Origin of the sequence: Sphingobacterium corticibacter (assembly GCF_003076635.1) — a bacterium.
GTDB classification, from domain to species: Bacteria; Bacteroidota; Bacteroidia; order Sphingobacteriales; family Sphingobacteriaceae; genus Sphingobacterium; species Sphingobacterium corticibacter.
This window is the reverse complement of sequence record NZ_QDKG01000002.1, coordinates 18,545-41,638: the sequence shown is the minus strand read 5'-3', so window position 1 is coordinate 41,638 and position 23,094 is coordinate 18,545. Positions and strand designations below refer to the sequence as shown.

The window sequence follows — 23,094 nt, the reverse complement described above, 5'->3', positions numbered from 1 at the left end:
ACTCCTTATTTCTTATCCACGCTATATTTCCCGGCGCCCATCAACGCAAAGGCAATAAATACAAAAAACAACTCTATCGTATGCGATGATTTTGCCCAGCCATGTCCTTCACCTAAATGAAAGATCGTGGCAACCAGCATTGTCCCTGCTAATAAAAAGCTCACGGGTCGGGTCCATAATCCGATCATAAATAGCAAAGATCCTATGACTTCAATACCTGCCGCCGCGCCGCCCCAGATCATCGGCATAAAGGTAATGCCAATGTGCTTCATGGCATTACCAATTTTTTCGAGTGTTTCTATACCGCCGCTAACTTTTGGTATGCCGTGAAAAATAAGCATGCATGCGCCAATGGCCAAGCGTATAACGAGCAGTCCTATATCTTTTGATTTTGTAGGTCTCATATTATGAAATGTAAGTAAGTTTTATCCTATTATTCGCGACCGAAAGGCGCGTATTGGCGCCAAATACAAGCGCATGATTATCCTCGATATGACCTGCTGGAAAATCAAATGCCACTGGATACCCGTATTCTTCGACGATTTCTAGCACAATCTGGGGTATATCCTGCCCGAATGGCGGGTCGCTTTCTCTGATGGCGGTAAATCCGCCCACGATCAATCCCCGAAGTTTTGCCAGTTTGCCTGCTCTTTTCAAGGTGCGCAGCATGCGATCGGTATTGTACAAGGCTTCGCCTACATCCTCGATAAACAAAATCTTATCGTCGTACTCGGGATCGGAGGCAGAGCCTAAAATACTTTGCAGAATAGCCAAATTCCCACCAATCAGCACACCTTCGGCTTCGCCATCGCGGTGTGCGGCATTCGCGGATGTATATTCTATCGTTGACTCTTCACCAAACAAAGCCTTACGTAGGGATTCCAGCGAGGACGCTGTTCCTTTCTCAAAGCTTTTAGGCATCTGTCCGTGAATAGATGCTACGCTCGTTTGTCTTTGAATATGGCTGTGCAACACGGTAATATCGCTGAAACCAATCAACCATTTTGGGTTTTTGGCGAATGATGTGAAATCAATAGCGTCGATAATGCGTACTGTACCATAACCACCTCGCGCCGCAAATACAGCCTTCACCGTGACATCATCCAGTGCTTGTTGCAAATCTTCTTGACGCAAAGCGTCCGTACCTGCAAAGGTGTTCCATGACGCTGAAACAGACGGACTAACCAATACCCGCAATCCCCAGCTTTCTAATACACGAATGCCATCCGCTATGCCGCCTTTTACGGCGCTTGCCGTACAAACTATCGCGACGGTGTCCCCTTTTTTAAGGTAAGGAGGTGTTTTCATTACGAATACGTTGTAATCTAAATATAGTGCGCAAACCAATTATGAAATCGCGCAATTTGAGTTATCTTTGCTTTTACACAGCAATTCATCAATTGCTGTTTAATATTAACATTTATTTTCGAGATACATTGGATATTTTAAGTAAAAAACGCTACACCATAACCTCCGCTTTGCCTTACGCTAACGGACCGTTGCATATCGGGCATTTGGCGGGAGCCTATATTCCAGCTGATATTTTTGTTCGTTTTTTGCGGTTGCAAGGTAAAGATGTGGTGTATGTTTGCGGATCGGATGAGCACGGTGCGGCGATTACCATCAAAGCCAAAAAAGAAGGAGTTACTCCGAAAGAAATCATCGATCAGTACAACAAGCAAATCAAAGATAGTTTTGAAGAATTTGGTATTTCATTCGATATCTATCACCGTACATCCGAGAAGATTCACCACGAATTGTCGCAGGATTTTTTCCTGAATCTATATAATAAAGGCGAGTTTATCGAGCGCTTTTCAGCGCAATATTTCGATGAGGAATTTCAACAATTTCTAGCCGACCGCTATATTACGGGTACTTGTCCGCATTGCCAAAACGAAGGTGCCTATGGCGATCAATGTGAGAAATGCGGTACGTCACTCAGTCCGACAGATTTGATTAATCCCAAATCTACGCTCAGCGGTAAAACCCCGATATTGAAAGAAACCAAACACTGGTATTTGCCATTGGATAAATACCAAGCTTGGTTGGAGCAGTGGCTGATCGAAGGCAAGAAAGATGTTTTAAAATCTAACGTATTCGGACAATGTCAATCTTGGTTGAAATCGGGTTTGCAACCGCGCTCGATGACACGCGATTTGGATTGGGGTGTGGATGTTCCATTAAAAGAAGCCGAAGGCAAAAAATTATACGTGTGGCTAGATGCTCCGATTGGATATATCTCGGCTACGAAACAGTGGGCCTTGGATCACGGCAAAAACTGGGAAGATTATTGGAAAACCAAAGAAAATAAGGAAGAAGAATCCACGCTGATTCATTTCATCGGCAAAGATAATATCGTATTTCACTGTATTATTTTTCCTGCGATCTTGCACGCGCATGGCGATTATATCCTGCCAGAGAATGTGCCTGCTAATGAATTTTTGAATTTAGAAGGGGAGAAGCTATCTACGTCACGTAATCACGCCGTGTGGTTGCACGAATATTTGCAGGAATTCCCAGACAAGCAAGACGAGCTTCGCTATGTCTTGACTTCGATCCTGCCAGAAACGTCTGACAGTGAATTTACTTGGAAGGATTTCCAAGCTCGTGTAAACAATGAGTTGGTAGCCATCTTGGGTAACTTTGTGAACCGTGTCATGGTGCTGTCGCACAAGTATTTTGATGGCGAAGTTAGCTTGGGCACGAAATTGACACCAGAAGATAATGCTGTTTTTGAAGAATTGGCAAAATATCCAGCATTGATTCAACAATCAATTGCACAATATCGTTTCCGCGAAGCGATGACGCATTTTATGAATGCCGCCCGATTAGGAAACAAATACTTAGCGGATGAAGAGCCTTGGAAAGTGGTAAAAACAGATGAAGAGCGCGTGAAAACGGTGCTATTTGTTGCTTCGCAGATCGTGGCTAATTTGGCGATCATGGCGCAGCCATTCTTGCCAAAAACAGCCGATAAATTGTTTGATATGCTGAATCTGACTCCACAACCTTGGGAGCATGCCGGCCAAGCATCTTTGCTTTCATCTGGACATCGTTTGAACGAAGCAGCTTTATTATTCGAGAAGGTAACGGATGAGCAGGTGGAGTTGCAATTGCAGAAGCTAGTAGAAGCGAAGGCTAACAATGCCAAGAAAGTCGTTCCGGCTGCGCCGGCAAAAGCAAACATCAGCTTTGATGATTTTGTGAAATTAGATGTGCGTGTTGGAACTATTCTGGAAGCAGAAAAAGTAGCAAAAACCAAAAAGTTATTGAAACTAAAAATTGATACCGGTATTGATCAGCGTACCGTCGTTTCGGGTATTGCCGAGTTCTTCAAACCGGAAGATATTGTCGGAAAGCAAGTCTCGATTTTGGTCAACTTAGAGCCGCGAGAAATCAAAGGCATCATGTCGCAGGGGATGATTCTGATGGCTGAAGATGCCGATGGCCGTTTGGATTTTGTACAACCAAGAACCACAATTCAAGCAGGTAGTACCATTCGGTAGATCGAAGCAAAATAAGTTCTGAACTCCTTTCTTTTAGCAATCAAATCATTGATCGGTAAAAGAAAGGAGTTTTTTTGTGATTTAGCGACGCTTACATAGTTTAAAATATAAAGTCTATTAAATCTATAGTCTTTGTAAATATTATTCTATATTTGTGCTACTATCGCTTGTCAATCGGTAGAATCATAAGTAAGAGAGATGTTTATAAGAAGAAAAGTTTATAAGGTAGATCCCGAAGAGATGGATCGTGTTATGTGCTACCATCTGTGCAATCCCATGCGAATGTCTGGAGTTAACGTCCTGAAATACTAAACACACTATTTATCATACGCTATTCCCAGATTCATGCACAAGATTATACTAACTACAACAGTTTTTTTACTGACTTTATCTGCCATCTACGGACAACAAAAGGCAACTTTACGTGGTCAAATTGTTGACAGTGAAAATCAACCTGTGCCCTTTGCAACCATTACTATTCGCGAGACCAGTCAGCGTTTTTCGGCAGATGCCGATGGAAAGTTCTCGGTGATACCAACCGAAGCGCCGCCATTTCGAATCCGGGCTGTATCGGTCGGCTATCGTGCTGCGGAGATATTGTTCGAAAATCAATCTTTCGAAGATGAGATTACATTACGCTTAGCATCCGAAAATCAAGTTCAAGAGGTAATTGTAACCTCACGTCGTCGGCAAGAACAATTGCAAGATGTGCCTATCCCGATCTCGGTCGTGAGTGGCAAGTTTGTCGAAGAATCTGGTGCTTTCAACGTAAATCGAATCAAAGAAATCGTGCCTTCGGTGCAGCTTTACTCATCCAACCCGCGAAATACGGGGATCAGCATTCGTGGTCTGGGAACTACCTTCGGCTTGACGAATGATGGTATTGATCCCGGTGTAGGTTTTTATGTAGATGGGGTGTATTATGCGCGCAATGCGGTCACCACATTGGATTTTATTGATGTGGAACAGATTGAGGTATTGCGCGGGCCGCAGGGAACTTTATTTGGTAAAAATACCGTAGCTGGAGCTTTTAACATCACCACGCGCAAGCCGACTTTTCATAGTACGGCGGATGCTGAAGTGTCGTACGGGAACTATGGCTTTGTCCAAGCAAAAGGGTCGATTAGTGGACCGATTACAAACAAAATTGCAGCAAGATTATCTTTCAGCGGTACGCAAAGAGATGGATTGATCTACAACGTCGCCACGCAAAAATATACTAATGAGCTTAATAACTTAGGTTTGCGCGGACAAGTGCTATACCAACCATCCGACAAAGTCGACGTACTATTCGCGGGAGATCTTACGCGGCAAAGGCCAGATGGTTATGCACAAGTTTTTGCGGGTGTAGCACCAACTTTACGGGCTGATTATCGGCAGTTTGAAAATATCATCGCAGACTTAAACTATGATTTGCCATCTAGAAATCCATTTGATCGTATTATAGATCACGATACGCCTTGGCGATCGGGTCAGGATCTCGGCGGATTATCTGCCAATGTAGATGTCAAATTAGGTGGTGGTACATTGACTTCGACTACCGCTTGGCGTTTCTGGAACTGGGATCCATCCAACGATCGCGATTTTACAGGCTTGCAAGCCTTAGCGCTCTCACAAGCACCATCGCGCCACGATCAATGGTCGCAAGAGGTACGTTGGGCGGGCGATTTTTCGTCTACCTTAAGCGCTGTATTTGGTGTTTATGTGTTTGGGCAAAAGTTGGATGCCGATCCAGCACATACCGAACAGGCTGGAGTAGATCAATGGCGCTTTGCTCAAAGTTCAACTAGCCCATTGTGGCAAACACCGGGATTGTTCGATGGCTTGGGCATTCGCTCTTATCCGAGTATGCGCTCGTTTAGCGGAGCATTATTTACCCAATTCGACTGGGCGATCTTGCCTAATCTACGCTTATTGCCCGGCTTGCGACTCAATTATGATGACAAATCGGTCAACTTCAGAAGAGAAGTATTTGGTGGCTTGCAGACGGACGATCCGGCTTTGATTGCCCTGCAAAATGGTCTCTATTCTAATCAGGCTTTTGAGGCCAGTGTAGATGATACCAACCTTTCCGGACAGGTTACAATCGCTTACAAAGCCAGTGAGAAAATCAATACGTTCGCGACTTTCTCCACTGGTTTCAAGCCAGTAGGTTTGAACTTGGGCGGATTGCCGAATCAAAATGGGGAGCCAATGTTGGAACTCGCGGTGATCCGTCCAGAACGTGTTACGCATTACGAAGTCGGCATCAAAACTAATCCAACGCCGAGCACACAGCTCAACTTAACCGCATATAATACTGATGTGCGCGATTATCAAACACAGGTGCAAGCGGCAGATCTTTCGGTGAACCGCGGCTATTTGGCCAATGCAGAAAAAGTACGCGTCCGTGGTATAGAGTTGGATGCCAATGCGCGTGTGCAAGATTGGCTTAGTGTATATGGATCGTTAGCCTATACCGACGGGAAATACGTTACATTTACCAATGCGCCGCCGCCGCTGGAAGGTACGGGTGGACCAAGTTTTGTCGATGTGTCAGGCGGCCGATTGCCGGGTATTTCAGAATGGGCAACTTCGTTCGGGGCAGAAGTAAAATCAAAATCGGCACGTTTCCTAGGACAGCGCGGTGAATATTTCTTCGCGGCCGACGGGTTTTACCGTTCTACCTTTTCGTCTAACCCGACGCCATCCGCTTACTTAGTGGTACCGGGTTATACCTTGGTCAATCCACGCATTGGTTTTCGCTCACAAGATGGCGTTTCGGTCACGGTGTGGGCGCGCAATATCTTTGATAAAAACTACTTTGAACAATTACTCCCCGGTGCGGGGAATGCCGGCCATTATGCCGGTGTGCTTGGCGACCCACGTACGTACGGCATCACGCTACGCTATGCTTGGCGATAGAATAGAAAATACAAACTAACAAACCAAACCAAGTGAATGAAGCCCGCTTACTCCTGACGAAGGGAGTGGCGGGCAATTTTTTTTGACGGAGAGTTTATGGAAAATGGTATCTTCCTGCATCATTATGATAGCGAAGTAAAATACTTTAGATGGACGAACGCACATTGCTCATACGCTATAGACAGACCGGAAATCTGCAAGATTTAGGAGAATTATTTACTCCTTACATGTCTTTGCTTTACGGTGTGTGCTACAAGTACCTGCAAGATCAGTATCATAGTCAGGATGCGGTGATGCAAATCTTTGAAGAACTCATCAGCAAGATGCGTACACACGAAGTAGACAATTTTAAAAGTTGGCTGTATGTGTATGCCCGCAACTATTGCCTCATGCAGCTACGCAAAGATAAACGACAAAATAGCGTGCCGATCGATCAGCACCTGACCGAAGCCGAAGCGCAATTATCCGTGCCAGACGAGGTCGTATGGCTAGAACAGGATTTCGAAAAGCTGGAAGTTTGCTTAGTGGGCTTAATACCAGAGCAGGAGCAGTGTGTACGCCTATTTTACTTGGAGAAGAAATGTTATAAAGAAATTGCAGCGATGACTGGTTTCGATCTGAATAAAGTGAAAAGCTATATTCAGAATGGGAAACGCAATCTGAAGCTGTGCATGGAAAAAATGTAATGGACAATAATTATCAGTTATCTCGAATTCACAATTATGTGGCTGGGCTCATGAGCCGAGAGGATATGCATGCCCTAGAACGCGAAGCGATCAACGATCCTTTTTTACAAGATGCGATCGATGGTTATAAGTTGCAAAATGGCGTAGAAACCGCTCCCTTGAGTCTGTTGCAAAAGCGTTTGGCGGAGCGCATAGAGCAGAGAGGCCTAGAACGCAATAGACGGTTCTTCGGCTGGCAAAGGCTGACTGTTGGGCTGGTCGCCGCAGTCATGTTTGTGGTAGTGTGTTCGCTGTTGGTGTTCCGTCATTTACAGCAAAAACCGACTAATTCCGCGCAAGTGGAAGGCATCACGATTATCACGCCTGCGCTTCGTGTGCAAGTGGTGCCAGAAGAAAATTCAGATGCACGACCACTCAAAGGTTGGGATCGATTTTCGCAAGAGCTCCACAAAAACCTGTCCTCGTATACGAATGCGATCTCTGTCGATGTTCAATTTGATATCGTTAATGGGCACGCAGACGACATCCGTATCAGCGGGACAAGCGATAGTCATTTTGTCGAGAAGATCAAAGAGACGATTCAACAAGAACTGCTTTGGGAAGGTGAAAAAGCAAACTTCCGCCTGCATATTGGGGCTGAGTAAAAAGATCACCTATGAAAAAACTAATGTTATTATTCATCGTCTTATGGAGTTTGACGATGCAGCAAACTAGTGCGCAAGAAATCACTAACTCTTGGGATAGTTTGACAGCTTGGATAGAACAGCAAATCCACGCATTAAAACCGGATCTAAGAGGTAAGAATGGATATCTTGAATTGGAATTTAGAAAGGGTGAATCCAGTAATTTGCTCATCGCCAATAAAGCCAAATACATGTCCACTAGAGCTGATTTGACGCCGCTTTTCGGTACGGTGCCCGAGTTCTTGTACAACGATCAAGATAGTTTGCATCTCCGAGCTTTTTATCAATTTGACGAATACAGTGAGGAGTTATATTTCACGTCGTGGGAGAATGTATTTACCAGACAAAATATATTTGGTGGCTATTATCTAGTTGATGCAGAATCTCCCGGAGGTATGGGACGTTTTCTAAAAAGTTGGGCTGCTTATGTACAGCAGCTTGTACCAGTAGATACCACGACAAAATACACTAGAATCGGTCAAATACAGTGGCCGAGCTTTGATGTGGATCTGGATGGCCAACTTATTCCAAACGCCAGCGATGTCTCAGATTCCATCCTGTCTACGTTTCTGAAAAACGAAAGAAACTGGAAACCCCGCATCAATTACGGACGTCCAGTACGTGTGCGCGTTGCTTTGGGTTTTCCCGAAAGGATCTCCCATTTGTACCAGACACATTGGGGTTATGACATATTTGGAGATCCTGTGATAGAAGAATATGCGCATAATTTGCATCATCAGCACATTTTTGTAACAGATAACATACATCCGCTGCGTGAAGGAATAAATGTGATATCCATGCGCAACGATCGTGGTAAAATAGCGGCTGTGCGCTATCACAAAGGCGATTTGGAAGCGTGTAAAGAGATGGAAGAGTACATTCGAAATAATAATACCATTAAAGACTATTTTCCTGATGTCCGAGCATCTTTGCGACGAATATATTTCTATACCTATCAAGAATAAGCCAATATAATCCTATCAAAATGCCCTTGAAGAACACCTAAATTTTTACATCTTGATGGTCGACAAAAGATAGAAAAAACATACCTTGAGATAGAAAAAATCCAGTGTGGATCTTTTGCTCTTAAAACAGTTTTTTCGTGAAAATGTATGGCAACCAACAACGAGGTAACTAGCAGCTCTTCGCAGTCGAACAGTATAAAATCCACCACTTTTTACCATGTGGATATTGTGGTGATAGGAGCCGGACAAGCCGGCTTATCGGCAGCATATTACCTGAAAAAAGCAGGCATTGAACCTGGAAAAGGATTTGTAATCATCGATGATGAATCTGGCCCGGGCGGAGCTTGGCAGCATCGCTGGAGTTCATTGACTTTAGATAATGTTAACGGCATTAATGATTTGCCGGGATTAGCTTTTGACGACACCGTAAATACGAATGACAAGACGTTGAAAGCTAGTGTGGCACTACCTCAGTATTATGGTGTTTACGAAAAAACGTTTGAACTGCCCATTATACGTCCACTCAAAGTACAACGAGTAACGGAGAAAAATGATCACTTTCTTATTCATACGGATGGCGTTCAGTTCAAGGCCAAGGGTATAGTCAATGCTACAGGCACCTGGAAAACGCCCCGGATTCCAAGCTATCCAGGCTCTGAAAAATTTAAAGGTCAGCAACTGCATACCGCGAATTATATAAACGCACAAGCGTTTGAAGGAAAACACGTGATCATTGTCGGGGCGGGTATTTCGGCTATTCAACTTTTAAATGAAGTGTCTAAAGTGACACAAACAAGTTGGGTCACACGCAGACCGCCCGAATTCAAAGATTTTGATTTCAATCCAGATCTTGGTCGCGAAGCGGTAGCGATGGTAGAGGCCCGCGTGAGAGATGGATTACCTCCTAAATCGGTTGTTTCTGTCACGGGCTTGCCCACGACGCCCGCAATTCGTGGCATGATGCAAAAAGGTGTCTTAGATAGAAAACCCATGTTTGACGAATTAACCGAAACTGGCGTACGATGGGCGGATGGTACCACACTAGATGCGGATGTGATCTTTTGGAATACCGGATTTCATCATTCTTTGGATCATCTGGCACCTTTACAGCTTACGAATGAAGAAGGTGGTATTGTGATGTCTGGAAAATTAGCGACCCAGGTAGCCAAGGATCACCGAATTCATCTCGCAGGATATGGTCCTTCCGCATCTACAATCGGAGCGAATAGAGCAGGGCGTATCGTAGCCAAAGAACTGATCGAAACACTAGGCTTGTAGGTACCTCAACCATTAGAATAAATCAGGACTACTAGACGATTTCGATTTTAGCGGATGCTAGTAAATCATTGACGAAGATGCACTTGTGTGAATGATCTTACGTTTACAGTATTTCCAAGACCTAGCTGTCCGTACGTGTTGCTTCCCGTGGCCCATATCGTATTATCCTGCCTAATATACCATGTCGAATTAGAATAACTACCCGAAAATATGCTTTTCACGCTGGTTGCTACTTGCACAAAACTAGATTGGTCTTGAGGAGATTCGAAACCGAGTTCACCATAATAATTGCTTCCAGCTACCCACAATGTACCATCCTGTTTCAATACTTGCGTGCTCGCTGTTCCAGCAGCCACGCTTCTTCCATTGTCAGTCAGCTTTGTCCAAGTACTTCTATCGGCCAAATCGCCGGTGCCAAGTTGCCCGTTACTGTTACTTCCGGTCCCCCATACTGTTCCATCTTTTTTCAGGGCGATAGAAAAGGCGCTGTAGCCAGCGGCAATCGCAGAAACATTTTCAATACATTTTAACGGGGTTGTGGTTATAAAAGTCCCATGACCACTTATCTCAGGGGTCTGCTCGTGTGGTAGTCCTAGTTGATGATTATTATTGTCTCCTGTACCATATACTGCACCGTCAGTTTTTAAAATGAGCGTGTGGGCATAGGTTTGGACAACATCTGACACGTCATCCATGATCTTGGTCAACGAATGACGGTTTTGTCGGTCGCCTAGGCCCAATTGCCCGAATTCATTAGGCCCAGTGCCATGAAGGCTATTATCATTTTTGATGACAAACACATTGCGGCCAGCATATATCTTTTTTGCATTATCCGTGATTCTGGTAAACGTGTATGCATGGCCATTTGGATATCCCAAGCCGAGTTCGCCGGAATAATTATATCCGGCGACCCAGACTGTGCCGTCGCTTTTCAATATAATAGATAATGCGCCGGAATTAGAAACATCTTTCACACCCGACATGATGAAGTACGGTATATTTCGATTTGTTCCATCTCCGTTTCCCAGTTGCCCATAAACGTTACTCCCAGTTCCAAAAAGTGCACCTGTTTCGGTAACAAAGAAGGTCGCTGAAGATGAAGAACTGATCTTGAGTTGAGCAACAGGAAAACTGTAGGAACTGCCTTGATACGTGATCGTAATGAATCCATTCTGCTCGCTAATAGCAAAATCAAAAGTTCCCTCGGCACCCGGAGGACCAGCGGGCCCTTGGGAGCCGCCCGGGCCAGTTTCGCCACGCGGACCTGTAGCAGGTACCGGAATACCTTTGCTGTCACGTACAATGAGCCAAGAATTTCCACCGTCGTAGCTCATCATCCACTGATTATTGGCTTCGTCCACACGTAGTTGTGGTGTAATGCCATCTTTCCCGTCTGTACCATTATTGCCGCTCTGTCCATCCTCACCATCTTTTCCCGTGACTCGCAACTTTGATCCGTTATGGATTATAAATTCTCCATCAAGCGTCCAATAATAAATACCATCGGTATCTTGCTTCACACTGATCTGTGGAGCATTTATACCATCTTTTCCATCCTTACCATCGGTACCGTTATTTCCGTTTTGCCCGTCCTTTCCATCTTTACCATTCGTGAGGGTGATGGTAGTGCCGTCGCTCATTGTTAGTAGATAGCCCGCACTAATGGTGTTATAAGAAACAATACTGATGTTTTCTTGTAATGCCTTCGCGATAGCACTAAGGGAGGTGATATCGTTATTAATGGCCAACACGGCGTTTTCTAATGCAGCGAGTCGCGCAGCGTGTTCATCAAGCTGTGATTGCAGATCTTCTTGGCGTCGCAGTAGTTCGTCAAATGCGGTCCGTTCACAAGCGCCCAGCAGCATCAGAAGAGAGGTTAGTAGTATAGCATATCGTTTCATAATGGTACTATTAGTCTTTTTTGTCTTGATCAAAGATGATGGTAATTTCTACGCGACGAGCATCTTTAAAGTTGCGTTGGCTTCGGTCTATGCCCATTCCCACATAATATATTCGCGCAGGATCAATACCAGCACTTATTAAGTAATTCGCTACGCTCTTGGCTCGTTCCAACGCAAGTCGCTTGTTGAATATCGCAGGGCCGCTCGGATCCGTCCAGCCTTCGATTTGTATTGTATAATCTATGGATTTAATGGCAGATTGGATGACGCGGTTAAGTTGAGTTTTGTGCAGTTCCACGTCCAAAACCGAACTATTAAGTTTAAAATAGATTGTCGGAAGTTTTTCCGATGATTTTGTTGTGGGTGTGATCGCGTTTAGTGATTCTTTGCCGATGGAATCGGCGTTTGATATTGGTGTAGTGATCGGTACACTTTCCTGTTCGTTTGCATTAGTTTTCGGTAGAGAAATGTAGGTGTTACCATTTGGTGAGACCAGTGTCGCTGTACTAACAGGGGTGTTAACAGTCTTTTTTCCAAAAGCAAGTCGAACACCAATTGAAGTGTAAAGATTGAGATTGACGCGCCAAGCCGGTATAGTACGGATGCCTTCAAATTGATCGTCGGCTAGCCAACTTAATGAGGTGCGCAGGAAAATGTGGCTTCTCGGCGACATTCGGTAGTTCATGGCAAAATCACCTCCCAAGGAATGACTCCAATTTTTAGGCCTTGCTCCAGTAGGAAGTATTTCCTTCGTATCTCTATCCTTAATATTTGGATCGAACTTGTTTAAATAATAGTGTGGCGCTAATTCCAGATTGAAAGCTTGATCCGTACCCGTAAGTAAGTTTAGCAATTGAATGGGAATCCGGATACCTGTTCGAAAAAATCGCGTCTCGCTGTATAGATCACCTAGTCGATGTGAGCCAGATCTATATCGAATGATACCGTGCTCATCCAACAGATCGTTTACTTGCCAGCTGCGGGTGCCTAATCTACCGATCGCGTAATCTATATTGAGCTCTGCGCCAACCCACTGGTTGAGCTGCACGCCCCCAAGAAGACCTCCTCCATAGCCCAATCGAGTTTTGTCGCCAATGGAATATAGATCTCCCCAAAATAAGGGCGTGCCTAGATGTAATCCACCATAAAATACGCTCTCTCGTGTTTTTGCTTCATCTTGGCCTAGCACGGTAAATGGTAAAAAACAAATGAGATACAATATACAGATATAACGCATGACCATAATCTTAGTGGTAGGGATGGATTGTTTGGAAATGTGGTTTAAGTTTGGTGGAATAACACAGCAGAACGATTTTGGCATGCTAGACTTTACTATTCATCCATGTAAAGGTCGTTGGTGGTATGGTCCAAATTATTTAGTTCTCCAGAAGCAATTCCTAGATGTGCAAATGGCAGTAGTGGATCGGGTATTTTGTGTTTTGTATTTCATAATTGTAGGGTTGATATTGATTGTTTTTTCATAGATTTATCGATACGCCTAAAAAAGTATGTGATCTATCGCGTTACGAAATTACGTAAAGGTATTGCCCGAGTTGTCGTTATACAATACCCAGTAATGGGTATGGCGTGGCGGTCGTATACTTTGTTATCTTTATCTTAATGAAATGCCTGCAATTGTCTTATAGATCAATATTCCTCGCTGTCATAATACTATTTATAGTGGGTTATTCTCGAGCTCAAGCTGCAGGAGACAGCATCATAGTATTGCAGATAGGGGGAGGCGATAGGTATGTCATTAACGACCACCTACACTGGTTTCGGACATCCGAAATTTTAGATCCAGACAGTGTTTTTTCTCTATTTTCGGGTATGGGTGGAAAGAGTCTTGCGCCCTCGTCTGGCATTCATTCTACCTTTGGGAACGATCATTATTGGTTGAGCCTGAAGCTTCAAAATTCTGGTTCCGACAATCGCACGATTTACTTTCAGCTCAATAATCCGCATTTGGACAGCGTGCGGGTATTTTACCAAACACCTGATGGCATGAAGCAGTTATGGGAGACTGGTGCGACACTTCCGTTTGACACGCGTCCTTACCCATATCATGATTTCGTTTTGCCCTTAAAACTTACTGCTGGTGCGACAGAGTATTTTATCATTCACACAAAAAAAGAAGGAAAGATTTTTAGCATCAAACCAGAGTTAATGGATGAAGACTATTTTAAAGGGAAAGAGCAGCGGCTCTACACCATTTTTGGGCTTTTTTTAGGATTTATGCTCTTCAATGTCTTTGTGAATCTTTTTTTGGGAGTTACTTTAGGTGATCGTATACATTATCTATATTCGCTTTATGTGCTAGCTGCTATGTCGTGGATGTTCTGTAGTGTGGGTGCTGAATTTCAGTTTGTATTCCCGAATCATCCAGAATGGTTTATGTTGTCTCAGAGCATCACTGGCGCGATAACGATGATACTAATGTCTCTTCTGGCATTCGTATTCTTGCAACTAAAAGACCTACGCATCAAAGCAAAGTTTGTGCTGCAATGTGCCACAGGATTACTACTGATTACATTACCTGTCAAATTAGCGGTTGAATCTTTTTTCCCTTCTTTTAGTCACCTAAAAGAATTCTTATTGTATTCCTATCTTTTGTCGGTTGCTGGTATAGCAGTAGGCATTGTATGGGTCGCCATTGTTAGGATAAGACAGGGATTCACACCTGCGTGGTTCTACCTTTCGGCGATGTGTTATCTTACGATTAGCATTCTCTTTGCCTGCTATAGGATACTGAGGTATGGAGATCTTACGGAACTTTTTTCTACCCCGACGAATGTGCAGCTTGGCCTATTAGTCGAGACTACGATCATCTTCTTAGGGATCATATATCGATACAATCTGATGAAGGGAGAACGGATTCATCTAAAGCAACAGTTGGCTAAGCAAGAGCTCGATATGAACCGGCAAGTTATTGTAGCACAAGAAGATGAGCGGCGGCGGTTAGCGCAGGATTTACACGATGATGTGGGCGCTACGTTGAGCACATTGATTCTGCATATTTCCAACGTGCCCGAACTTCCGGAGTGGCAAACGGATTTTGCATTAAATTATAATCGAAAAAGTCTTTCCATTGGTAAGAAGGCTTTAGCAGATTTACGCAATATAGCGCACGATCTTTTACCTCGTGATTTGCAAGTTAATGGGCTGTTTGGTACCCTAAATGAAAGATTACAATCGCTGCGTAGTATCACATCTTTACACCTGGATCTATATACTCATGGGGATGATCGTGCTATCGGAGAGGAACTTGTTCTAACCCTTTATCGAGTAGTCAATGAATTATTGAACAATGTGATAAAGCACGCCGAGGCCACAAGGGCATCGATTGATATTTCTTTCATTGGCGATGAAATCATTTTGGTAGTAGAGGATAACGGGAAGGGTATTAAAGTAGATCATAGACATCTCGGAATGGGAATACGAAATATTGAATCGCGAGTCGCTTTTTGGGGAGGTACGGTCAATATGGATAGTAATGCGCGTGGAACGACTGTGATTATTACCATACCTAATGTTCAAAAAGCATAAAATGGAAAAAACAAGGATTATAATAGCAGACGATCACTTGCTATTTGCGGATGGTTTGGCGCAAATTGTTGGTGCTATGCCTGAGTTTGATATTATTGCACAAGTACCCAATGGTCGGGTATTACTGCAACTTATAAACACGCAACTGCCAGATCTTATTCTGATGGATATTAACATGCCCATAGTTGATGGTCTGCAAGCTGCTACTTCCATTCGAACATATCATCCGAACATTCGTGTCGTTTTTATTTCTATGTATAAAGATATGAAGCTGGTGGAGAAAGCCAAGGAGATGGGGGCGCATGCGTATATCATGAAAGATACAACAGCTCCCGAACTGCGAGAGATACTCCTTCAAATACGAGATGGGAAGAAAGTGTTTTCTTGTCCAGAGAATGATTTTGAGACTCAACAAGCAAACGAAATTATCGATCCATTTTTGTCTCAATTTAAATTGACTCCACGAGAGGTCGAGATTATTAAATTGATAAAAAAAGGGTTAGCGACCAAACAGATTGCGGCCGACTTGGACCTGAGTACGTACACGATTGAAACTCATCGTAAGAATATCAACAGGAAACTGAATGTGCAGAGTGCTACCGAGCTATTGGCTTTCATAGCACAATATAATAAGGAAAGCTAGGGTCACTTTAAAGGTTCAAGATGCCTTTAAACAATAAATGAACCGCCAGCTGCGGCTAGCGGTAATAAAGAAATGTAATGCACAGATATTTTTCTCTGTTCAAAAGCTTTTTTCAGGGCAGCAATAGCTTTCGAGCGCGCAAAATAGACTGTACTTGGGCTGGTATGTAGTTCGTCGCATATTTCCTGCGTGTTTCGACCTTCCATTATGGCCAGTTGAAATACTTGCGCCTGTTGTTTAGGTAGTTTTTTGATTTCAAGCACGATCAATTCTACTAACTCATTGTAAATAATCTTCTTAAGAATGTCGCTGTCAGACGTCGCTATATCGAGCAGCAATGCGTCATCGTGCGCAAATTTGTTTCTGCTTTGCTTGAGGTGATCTAGACAAGCATTTCTGGTTACTAAGTATAGAAAAGATTTTAGTCCATCGGCTGCTGGGAAATTTAGTCGCCGATCCCATAACTTTACAAAGGCATCTGAAACAATCTCGGCGCTAGCTTCCTTGTCTTTGATGAGTTTGAAAGCAAAGAACTGAAGTGCGCTGGCATACTGATCCATAAAGAAACATAAAGCCGTCTCTTTGCCCTGTTGCAAATCAGAAATCTGTTTGTCAAACTTATCCATATAGGTAGCCGGTTTATAGTAGGTTGTACTATCTAGGTTGATATCCAAATCTACTGTAAATATTATACAATTAAAAGTACAAGTCTTCATTTATTTGTGATGGGAAATTTAACGGTTGAGATGCTGCCGACGCTCATGCAAAACAAAAACGCCTGATCGAAAGATCAGGCGTTCATGTACTAAATTCCGAATCACTGTTTATTCAGCGCGAAACACCCAAAACCAGGCTGTTCCCCATGCGCCTACTCCGGGTTCAGGATAGGAAAGAACCATTTCAGTATCATTGATGATTAAGATATCGTATTCGTATACGGGAGCATTGCTTTCATTCGGCGATATGCCACAAAGTACGGTAACACCTTTTGTCGTCAATTTTCCCTTGGCCCAAACCGTGCCATCGTCCAACGTAATCTTTTTCGTCATATCAAAAGAAAACGAACCGTCTTCTGTCTGCCCAGTTGATTTGATCTTCGATAACCGAGCTCCGCGAAGCGCAAACTCCATCTTGGCACCCACACCTTCACCTGCCGCCTGGCCATTGATGTCGGCTTCTTTTAAAGTCCACCACGCTGGAGCGGAGTTGCCCATGTAACCACCATTACCCCAAACTGCAGGCTTCGTCGTGTCCCAAACCCAAGTTCTCTCCGAGCCACCAGTTAAGAATCCCCATTCCAGCGGAACTGGAAAAGTCAATTCATCTACCGTAACCTGTAAGGTTTTGGTGATTTTGCTACCATCAGGGTTTAAACCTGTAAAAATGATTTCATTGTCGCCCGTAGATACCAGCAAAACCGTATCGGTTTTGCGTTGCGTCAGTCCAACACCGTAATCCCACGAAGAGAGTACCGGACTTTTATTGTCTAATACGACTTTATTACTTTTCTTACCGTCAACGATCACTGGTGTTGCGGTAAGCTGTAGTTGTTCGGCGCTGATGGCCGAACCTAATTCCATTCTGTCTTCAATCGCGTCACAACCTACGGTGAGTAGCGTGAGACTAATACAGAGGGTATACCAGAATTTTTTCATAATGTGTTTTTCTAAAAGATTACCAACCTGGGAATTCATGTGTAGACTCACCCCAACCTTTATTCTGCGTTAAGACACCGTCAGATAGTGCGATTTGTGAGATTGGAATAGGCCAAAAACCTCCCGTAGCTTCAAATCGAGCCGCATATCCACCGCCAAATCCGCGCATCTGCGTATCAATTCCCTTATTGCGGATAGATACACCTTCTTGACGACCAAGCGCTGTGGCCGCTTCTTGCCAACGCATCAAATCGAAATAGCGCAATCCTTCAAATGCTAATTCCCATCGGCGTTCTCGCTTGAGCGCGGCTAACGAATAGCCTACTGGGTCAAGATTCGCGCGCGCGCGCACCCGATTGAGGTTGGTGTTGGTTTCCGAAAGCTCGGCGTGCATCAATAGTACATCCGCGAAGCGAATAAGCACCATATCTTGTGTATGTGCCAATTGGTATTCGGCTGCTGCCGCATCGGCCAAGATAGCATAGGACGGGATTAAACGACCATCATCGTATGCGGTAACGGCAATGTATTTCTTTTGCCAAAAACCAGTTTCCTCCATTTGATTATCGGCGCCGTAGATATAATTATCAAGATCGGTATCTACATTGATAATCGAACCTGCACGACGAACATCGGTTGGTTCAGCTTGTCGCCATTCGTTCCACAAACTGCTATTCACAGGGCCTGCACCCCAACCTTGGCCGAATGGAAACGTGCCTGCTTGCCCATTATTGTTGCGTAAGCTAAAGTGAAGATTGTATTGATTGGAATAGCCCAACATATATTGGTCTCCCCAGTCGACCAAGGTGCCAAACTTGACCGCAAAAACCGTTTCCTTGTGACCATCGCCAGCGTAGCTTAGGTTGTTATCCTGAGCATAGGGATAATCCTTTTTGGTAAACTCATTAGAGTAAGGCCACAGATTGCGAAAATCGGCTACCAAATCATGACCACTATTAGCGATACATTCTTCCAATCCTTGCTGTACTTGTGCTTTGTTAATGCTGCCACCTGATGCAACAGGCAACTCGCTCTTGCTATAATAACCGGTATAAAATAGATACACACGTGCTAGCAGCGCTTGAGCAGCCCATTTCGTGGCGTGTCCTGACGCTACGCTGGTGTAAGGAGTGGCCGGCATTAAGTTGATCGCTTGTTGAAGATCAGCCGCTATCTGCGCGTAAGTTTCATCCGCTGGCGTTTTCGGTATATTGGAGACGGATGTGCTCGTTACCAAAGGCACTTCCCCAAAGAGTTGAGATAGCTCAAAGTAATAAAGTGCCCGAAGAAAGTAAACTTCCCCCAAAACCTGATTTTTCTGCGCTTCATTCGTCCAGCCCTCCACTTGATCCAAAGTTTCTAAAGCGGTGTTCGCACGGAATATTCCTTGGTAGCGTGCTGTCCAGAACGTTAGAAAACGATCGGGCTGCGTATTCATCAGGTGATCTAGCCCTTGCATGTCGCGGTCATTTTCACCACCACCACCAAAACGGTCGTCAGAAGCTAGTTCTGCCATGTAGAAATGGGTGTTCTGCACATTCGAAATGGCGGCACTCAAGCTCGAATAAATGCCCGTAAGCATGCTATTGGCATCTGCCACCGTGACCGGAAAGTTGCCAGTATTTTTTTTATCGTAGCTTTCCGTATCTAGAAACTTATCGCAGGAGGTCAATAGACCCGCGGCGAGTAAGGTAAATAAGATCTTTTTCATGTCTTTCATTAGAATTTAAAGTTCATTCCAAACATCACCGTACGCGGTTGTGGGTAGAAACCTAAGTCAATACCATTTACCCAAGGCTCGTCGTAACCGTAGCCGATCTCGGGATCCATACCGCTATAGTTGGTGAAGGTGAATAAGTTTTGTACCGTAGCGTAAATACGAGTTTGGCTGAATGGTGCATTTTTCCAAATCTGTTTTAGGTCATAGCCCAATGTGATGTTTTGAATCTTGACAAAATCACCATTCTCAATATAGATGTCAGAGATATACTGATTATTGGTATGGCTTCCGCTAGTTAAGCGAGGCAAACGATTGGAAGTGCCTTCGCCATGCCAACGGCCAAAAACCTCCGTCGTATAATTTTGCAATGGACTATCCGCGAAGGAACGGTAAGATTTGGCGATTTGATGGCCAAATGAACCAATAGCCGTAACCGCAAGGTCTATCCCTTTGTAACCAAATGTAAGGTTTAGTCCGCCGCTAAAGGCTGGATGCGGATTGCCAATCATCACCCGGTCATCATCGGTAATAGCGCCATCACCATTGGTATCACGAAAGAATACATCGCCGGGCTGCGCACCTGGAAGAACGCCATGACCGGATGCACGCAAGGCGTCGATTTGCTCTTGTGTCTGAAAGATCCCATCGGTTTTGAAACCGAAGAAGTATCCGATAGGATAGCCCACCTGTGCGCGGTACATTTCTTTCGTACCTTGACTCAATACATCTGGATTACCATGAATGATACCCTCATTATTGGCAATTCGAGTTACTTCATTCTTGTTGTACGCACCGTTAATACCAATGCCATAGCGGAAATCACCTTTGGTGTCATTCCAGTTAAAGCCCAACTCAAAACCTTTGTTCACAATGTCACCACCGTTGATAAATGGTGCTTGTGTACCATAGATGGCTAAAATAGGTGCCTGCACCAACCAGTCGATCGTAGATTTGCGATACCAATCGAATACCACCGCCAATCTATTATTCGCAAAACGGGAATCGAAACCAATGTTGAGCTGCTCTGAAGTTTCCCAGCTTACATTAGGATTTGGTAAGATTTCAGGATAAGCTCCACGCAACAGCGTACTCTTGCTATTGCCAAAGTAATAACCGTTTCTCGCGTCGATAGCTACCGTCGCTAAGTATTGAAATGGACGAATCTCAGCATTACCATTCTGGCCCCAGCTCCCACGAAACTTCAAGAAATTCAACCAAGATTGATCTTGCAGGAAGTCCTCGTTAGTGGCAACCCAGCCCAACGATGCAGAAGGGAAGTAACCCCAGCGATGCCCGGGGGCAAAGTTGGACGAACCGTCGGCACGTAGTACAAAGGAAGCTAAATAGGTCTCGTTGATATTGTAATTCAAACGGCCGAAGTAGGATGCGATATTGAACTGTGGCCAGTGTGCACCGTTGACCGTTGGTACAAAGCCATCATAGCCTTGTCCATTGCTCAGCCAAGCTTTGTCCCATTGTCCAGGGAAAGAGGAGTTTGCCGTGGCAGCGCCCACATCTTCACCCAATCCGTTCTTCTCGATAGATTGACCAACGACGACATCTAATTGATGATTCTGGAAAGGATGCAGTTTGTAGCTCAACGTATTTTCCCATAGGTATTTATAGCCTAAACCTTGGTTTTGAGAGATATCATCTATCGCGTTAACCGTGGTGGTCGACAGCTCAAAGGCAGGCGTATATTGGCGGTAAGAAGAAGCCGTTAGCCGATAGCCAAAGCTGGAGCGGAATACCAAGTCTTTGATAGGTTGTACCTCTAGATAAGCATTGATTGATAACGCGTGGTTTTTGCTCAAATTTTGTCCGCGGCGATAATCCATATCTGCGACCGGATTGGCAGTCGCACCATCTAGTGCCCAACCATCGGCTACCTTGCTAGCGTGATCATAGTAGCCACCATTCGCATTGCGAATAGGAAGCAGTGGATTGCCCACCAACATGTTGTGGATGTCGTTCCAATAAATATTACCGATACCAATTCCCGAACGTTTTGTGTACGCGTAGTTGAGGTTTTCACCAAATTTGACGATATCAAACTCATCATTTTTCAATAAGATGTGTTCGGAGTTGATACGAGCAGTTTGGCGCTGAAAGTCAGGTTGAACCGGAGCGCCCAAGATACCATCACGATTGGTGTGCGAATAGCCCATTGAGAAGCGCGATTGTTCATTGCCACCCATCAAGTTGAGTGAAGTATTCTGCAATAGCGCATTTTCGTTTTGGATTTCCCGCATCCAGTTGGTACCATTCCAGCTACCATTCATGATTTGCTCGTACTGTTTTGGAATAAGTTGTTCCCAGTTGAATGGCGCGGCACCTTCGTTAAAGCGTCGCTCATCCTGAATAGCCATGTACTCTTTTGCCGTCAGCAATGAGGGCATTTTGTATACATTTTGGAAGCCGACATAGCTGTCCAAATGCAAGGAAAGCTTGCCTGCACGTCCCTGTTTTGTAGTCACGAGCACAACGCCATTGGCAGCCCGCGAACCATAAATCGCAGCAGATGCGGCATCTTTCAGTACGTCGATACGTTCGATATCCGAAGGGTTTAAAACATTAATGTCGCCACCCGGAATTCCGTCGATCACGTAGAGCGGCGATGAATTGTTGATCGTTCCTAAACCACGGATCGTGACTTTAAAACTTTCGCCAGGCATACCAGAGTTTTGCGTGATCTGCACTCCGGGAGATTGACTTTGCATCGCTTCCAAGATGTTGGGCGTGCTTAATCTTTCCAGATCCTCGCCCTTAATTTCTACCGTGGCACCGGTAACCAATTTTTTCTTTTGTGTACCATAACCTACTACGACAACTTCATCAAGGTCGCCTAAGCTAGCTTTGAGCGTCACATTCAAGGTCTGCTGATCACCGACATTGATATCCGTACTTAGAAAACCAATATAGCTTACGCGCAGTACAGGTCTGTTGCCGCTTGGTAGCACCAATTGAAAGTTTCCCTGATCGTCGGTATTCGTGCCTACATTGCTTCCCACAACTTGTACGGAAGCACCTTGGATAGGCACGCCACGCTCATCGGTCACTGTTCCACTGATCCTACGCTCTTGCCGCGCAGTGGGCGCAACCCCGTTTTTTGCGTTCGCGGCTGCTTGCCGACGCAAGATAATGGTGCCATCGGAGATTTCCCATGCAATCGGTTGTCCTACGAACAACAAGTTGAGGGCTTTTTCCAATTGTACATCCTTGATGTCGGCGGTGAGTTTTGCTGCCGCAATGTCTTTGCCATTGAGTAAGAATGGCATGCCGCTCTGCTTTTGTACCGATTGCATGATGTTGACCAGCGGCGTGTTGACCGCCTTGATGGAGATTGGCTGTGCAAATCCACTGGCAGTGAGTTTTAGGATGCTTAAAACGGTAAATAGTATGGTTAATTTCATAATGATTACCCAACGTTTAATTTTAGATCTAGCCGCACTCGGGGCATAATCGACCTGTTGTATAAAAATCATATTTTTGTACAATTACATGTGTTGATGAATAAGGGTTTATTGTGGTCAGTAGCGCTTATCTGGCATGTAAACAGTTGGCCGAACTGAGGTGTGAGAATCCAGTTCGGTTTTTCTGTTCTTGC

Annotated in this window: 16 protein-coding genes; 8 read left to right on the top strand and 8 right to left on the bottom strand. The window is 44.4% G+C overall.

Translation table 11 applies throughout. From position 1 onward, the window contains the following. Positions 1–5: 5 nt before the first annotated feature. Together DC487_RS06105 and DC487_RS06100 are read right to left on the bottom strand one after the other, a co-directional pair. Positions 6–404, bottom strand: coding sequence for a DoxX family protein (locus DC487_RS06105; protein ID WP_116775089.1), 399 nt, complete (start codon positions 402–404; stop codon positions 6–8). A gap of 1 nt (position 405) precedes the next feature. Beyond that, positions 406–1,308: a S66 peptidase family protein gene (locus DC487_RS06100; protein WP_116775088.1), complete on the bottom strand. Its 903-nt coding sequence runs from the start codon at positions 1,306–1,308 to the stop codon at positions 406–408. Between the two features lie 128 nt (positions 1,309–1,436). On the opposite strand from DC487_RS06100, the gene metG reads away from it, so the two are divergent. The 6 genes from metG (at position 1,437) to DC487_RS06070 (ending at position 10,022) form a co-directional block, all read left to right on the top strand. Next, on the top strand, positions 1,437–3,506 hold the full coding sequence (metG, locus tag DC487_RS06095; RefSeq protein WP_116775570.1) for a methionine--tRNA ligase: 2,070 nt from the start codon (positions 1,437–1,439) through the stop codon (positions 3,504–3,506). A 345-nt stretch (positions 3,507–3,851) separates the two neighbouring features. After that, on the top strand, positions 3,852–6,410 hold the full coding sequence (locus DC487_RS06090; protein WP_116775087.1) for a TonB-dependent receptor: 2,559 nt from the start codon (positions 3,852–3,854) through the stop codon (positions 6,408–6,410). A gap of 149 nt (positions 6,411–6,559) precedes the next feature. Then, on the top strand, positions 6,560–7,096 hold the full coding sequence (locus DC487_RS06085; RefSeq protein ID WP_116775086.1) for an RNA polymerase sigma factor: 537 nt from the start codon (positions 6,560–6,562) through the stop codon (positions 7,094–7,096). Next, positions 7,096–7,740 (top strand): hypothetical protein, encoded by a 645-nt coding sequence (locus DC487_RS06080; RefSeq protein WP_116775085.1) that lies wholly within the window; start codon positions 7,096–7,098, stop codon positions 7,738–7,740. The genes DC487_RS06085 and DC487_RS06080 overlap by 1 nt, the downstream gene beginning before the upstream one ends. 11 nt (positions 7,741–7,751) lie before the next feature. Beyond that, the gene (locus tag DC487_RS06075) at positions 7,752–8,744 is read left to right on the top strand and encodes a hypothetical protein (protein WP_116775084.1); all 993 of its coding nucleotides are present in this window, start codon (positions 7,752–7,754) and stop codon (positions 8,742–8,744) included. 147 nt (positions 8,745–8,891) lie between these two features. Beyond that, a complete protein-coding gene (locus DC487_RS06070) occupies positions 8,892–10,022 on the top strand; it encodes an NAD(P)-binding domain-containing protein (protein WP_116775083.1) in 1,131 nt (376 codons plus the stop codon). Between the two features lie 65 nt (positions 10,023–10,087). On the opposite strand, the gene DC487_RS06065 is transcribed toward DC487_RS06070, so the two are convergent. Further along, the gene (locus tag DC487_RS06065) at positions 10,088–11,923 is read right to left on the bottom strand and encodes a PL29 family lyase N-terminal domain-containing protein (protein WP_116775082.1); all 1,836 of its coding nucleotides are present in this window, start codon (positions 11,921–11,923) and stop codon (positions 10,088–10,090) included. Between the two features lie 10 nt (positions 11,924–11,933). Then, the gene (locus DC487_RS06060; RefSeq protein WP_116775081.1) at positions 11,934–13,244 is read right to left on the bottom strand and encodes an OmpA family protein; all 1,311 of its coding nucleotides are present in this window, start codon (positions 13,242–13,244) and stop codon (positions 11,934–11,936) included. A 509-nt stretch (positions 13,245–13,753) separates the two neighbouring features. On the opposite strand from DC487_RS06060, the gene DC487_RS06055 reads away from it, so the two are divergent. Both DC487_RS06055 and DC487_RS06050 read left to right on the top strand, forming a co-directional pair. Continuing rightward, entirely contained in the window at positions 13,754–15,469 is a 1,716-nt protein-coding gene (locus DC487_RS06055) for a sensor histidine kinase (RefSeq protein ID WP_165799030.1), read from the top strand. 1 nt (position 15,470) lies between these two features. Next, entirely contained in the window at positions 15,471–16,112 is a 642-nt protein-coding gene (locus DC487_RS06050; RefSeq protein WP_165799029.1) for a response regulator transcription factor, read from the top strand. A gap of 26 nt (positions 16,113–16,138) precedes the next feature. On the opposite strand, the gene DC487_RS06045 is transcribed toward DC487_RS06050, so the two are convergent. The 4 genes from DC487_RS06045 to DC487_RS06030 all read right to left on the bottom strand — a co-directional run bounded on the left by DC487_RS06045 (position 16,139) and on the right by DC487_RS06030 (position 22,972). Next, entirely contained in the window at positions 16,139–16,738 is a 600-nt protein-coding gene (locus tag DC487_RS06045; protein WP_165799028.1) for an RNA polymerase sigma factor, read from the bottom strand. Between the two features lie 198 nt (positions 16,739–16,936). After that, positions 16,937–17,767 carry a hypothetical protein gene (locus DC487_RS06040; protein WP_116775569.1) on the bottom strand — a complete coding sequence of 277 codons (831 nt, stop codon included), beginning with the start codon at positions 17,765–17,767 and terminating at the stop codon, positions 16,937–16,939. 19 nt (positions 17,768–17,786) lie between these two features. After that, positions 17,787–19,478 carry a RagB/SusD family nutrient uptake outer membrane protein gene (locus DC487_RS06035; protein WP_116775568.1) on the bottom strand — a complete coding sequence of 564 codons (1,692 nt, stop codon included), beginning with the start codon at positions 19,476–19,478 and terminating at the stop codon, positions 17,787–17,789. 8 nt (positions 19,479–19,486) lie between these two features. Then, entirely contained in the window at positions 19,487–22,972 is a 3,486-nt protein-coding gene (locus DC487_RS06030; protein ID WP_116775077.1) for a TonB-dependent receptor, read from the bottom strand. Positions 22,973–23,094 lie beyond the last annotated feature (122 nt).

What these genes read in the sequence shown, in the direction of transcription:
- DC487_RS06100 (WP_116775088.1), bottom strand. Translation starts at nt 1,308, where the DNA reads ATGAAAACACCTCCTTACCTTAAAAAAGGGGACACCGTCGCGATAGTT.
- DC487_RS06090 (WP_116775087.1), top strand. Translation starts at nt 3,852, where the DNA reads ATGCACAAGATTATACTAACTACAACAGTTTTTTTACTGACTTTATCT.
- DC487_RS06070 (WP_116775083.1), top strand. Translation starts at nt 8,892, where the DNA reads ATGGCAACCAACAACGAGGTAACTAGCAGCTCTTCGCAGTCGAACAGT.
- DC487_RS06040 (WP_116775569.1), bottom strand. Translation starts at nt 17,767, where the DNA reads ATGAAAAAATTCTGGTATACCCTCTGTATTAGTCTCACGCTACTCACC.
- DC487_RS06080 (WP_116775085.1), top strand. Translation starts at nt 7,096, where the DNA reads ATGGACAATAATTATCAGTTATCTCGAATTCACAATTATGTGGCTGGG.
- DC487_RS06030 (WP_116775077.1), bottom strand. Translation starts at nt 22,972, where the DNA reads ATGATTTTTATACAACAGGTCGATTATGCCCCGAGTGCGGCTAGATCT.
- DC487_RS06060 (WP_116775081.1), bottom strand. Translation starts at nt 13,244, where the DNA reads ATGCCAAAATCGTTCTGCTGTGTTATTCCACCAAACTTAAACCACATT.
- DC487_RS06045 (WP_165799028.1), bottom strand. Translation starts at nt 16,738, where the DNA reads ATGGATAAGTTTGACAAACAGATTTCTGATTTGCAACAGGGCAAAGAG.
- DC487_RS06035 (WP_116775568.1), bottom strand. Translation starts at nt 19,478, where the DNA reads ATGAAAAAGATCTTATTTACCTTACTCGCCGCGGGTCTATTGACCTCC.
- DC487_RS06105 (WP_116775089.1), bottom strand. Translation starts at nt 404, where the DNA reads ATGAGACCTACAAAATCAAAAGATATAGGACTGCTCGTTATACGCTTG.
- DC487_RS06085 (WP_116775086.1), top strand. Translation starts at nt 6,560, where the DNA reads ATGGACGAACGCACATTGCTCATACGCTATAGACAGACCGGAAATCTG.
- DC487_RS06055 (WP_165799030.1), top strand. Translation starts at nt 13,754, where the DNA reads ATGGGTGGAAAGAGTCTTGCGCCCTCGTCTGGCATTCATTCTACCTTT.
- DC487_RS06050 (WP_165799029.1), top strand. Translation starts at nt 15,471, where the DNA reads ATGGAAAAAACAAGGATTATAATAGCAGACGATCACTTGCTATTTGCG.
- DC487_RS06065 (WP_116775082.1), bottom strand. Translation starts at nt 11,923, where the DNA reads ATGAAACGATATGCTATACTACTAACCTCTCTTCTGATGCTGCTGGGC.
- DC487_RS06075 (WP_116775084.1), top strand. Translation starts at nt 7,752, where the DNA reads ATGAAAAAACTAATGTTATTATTCATCGTCTTATGGAGTTTGACGATG.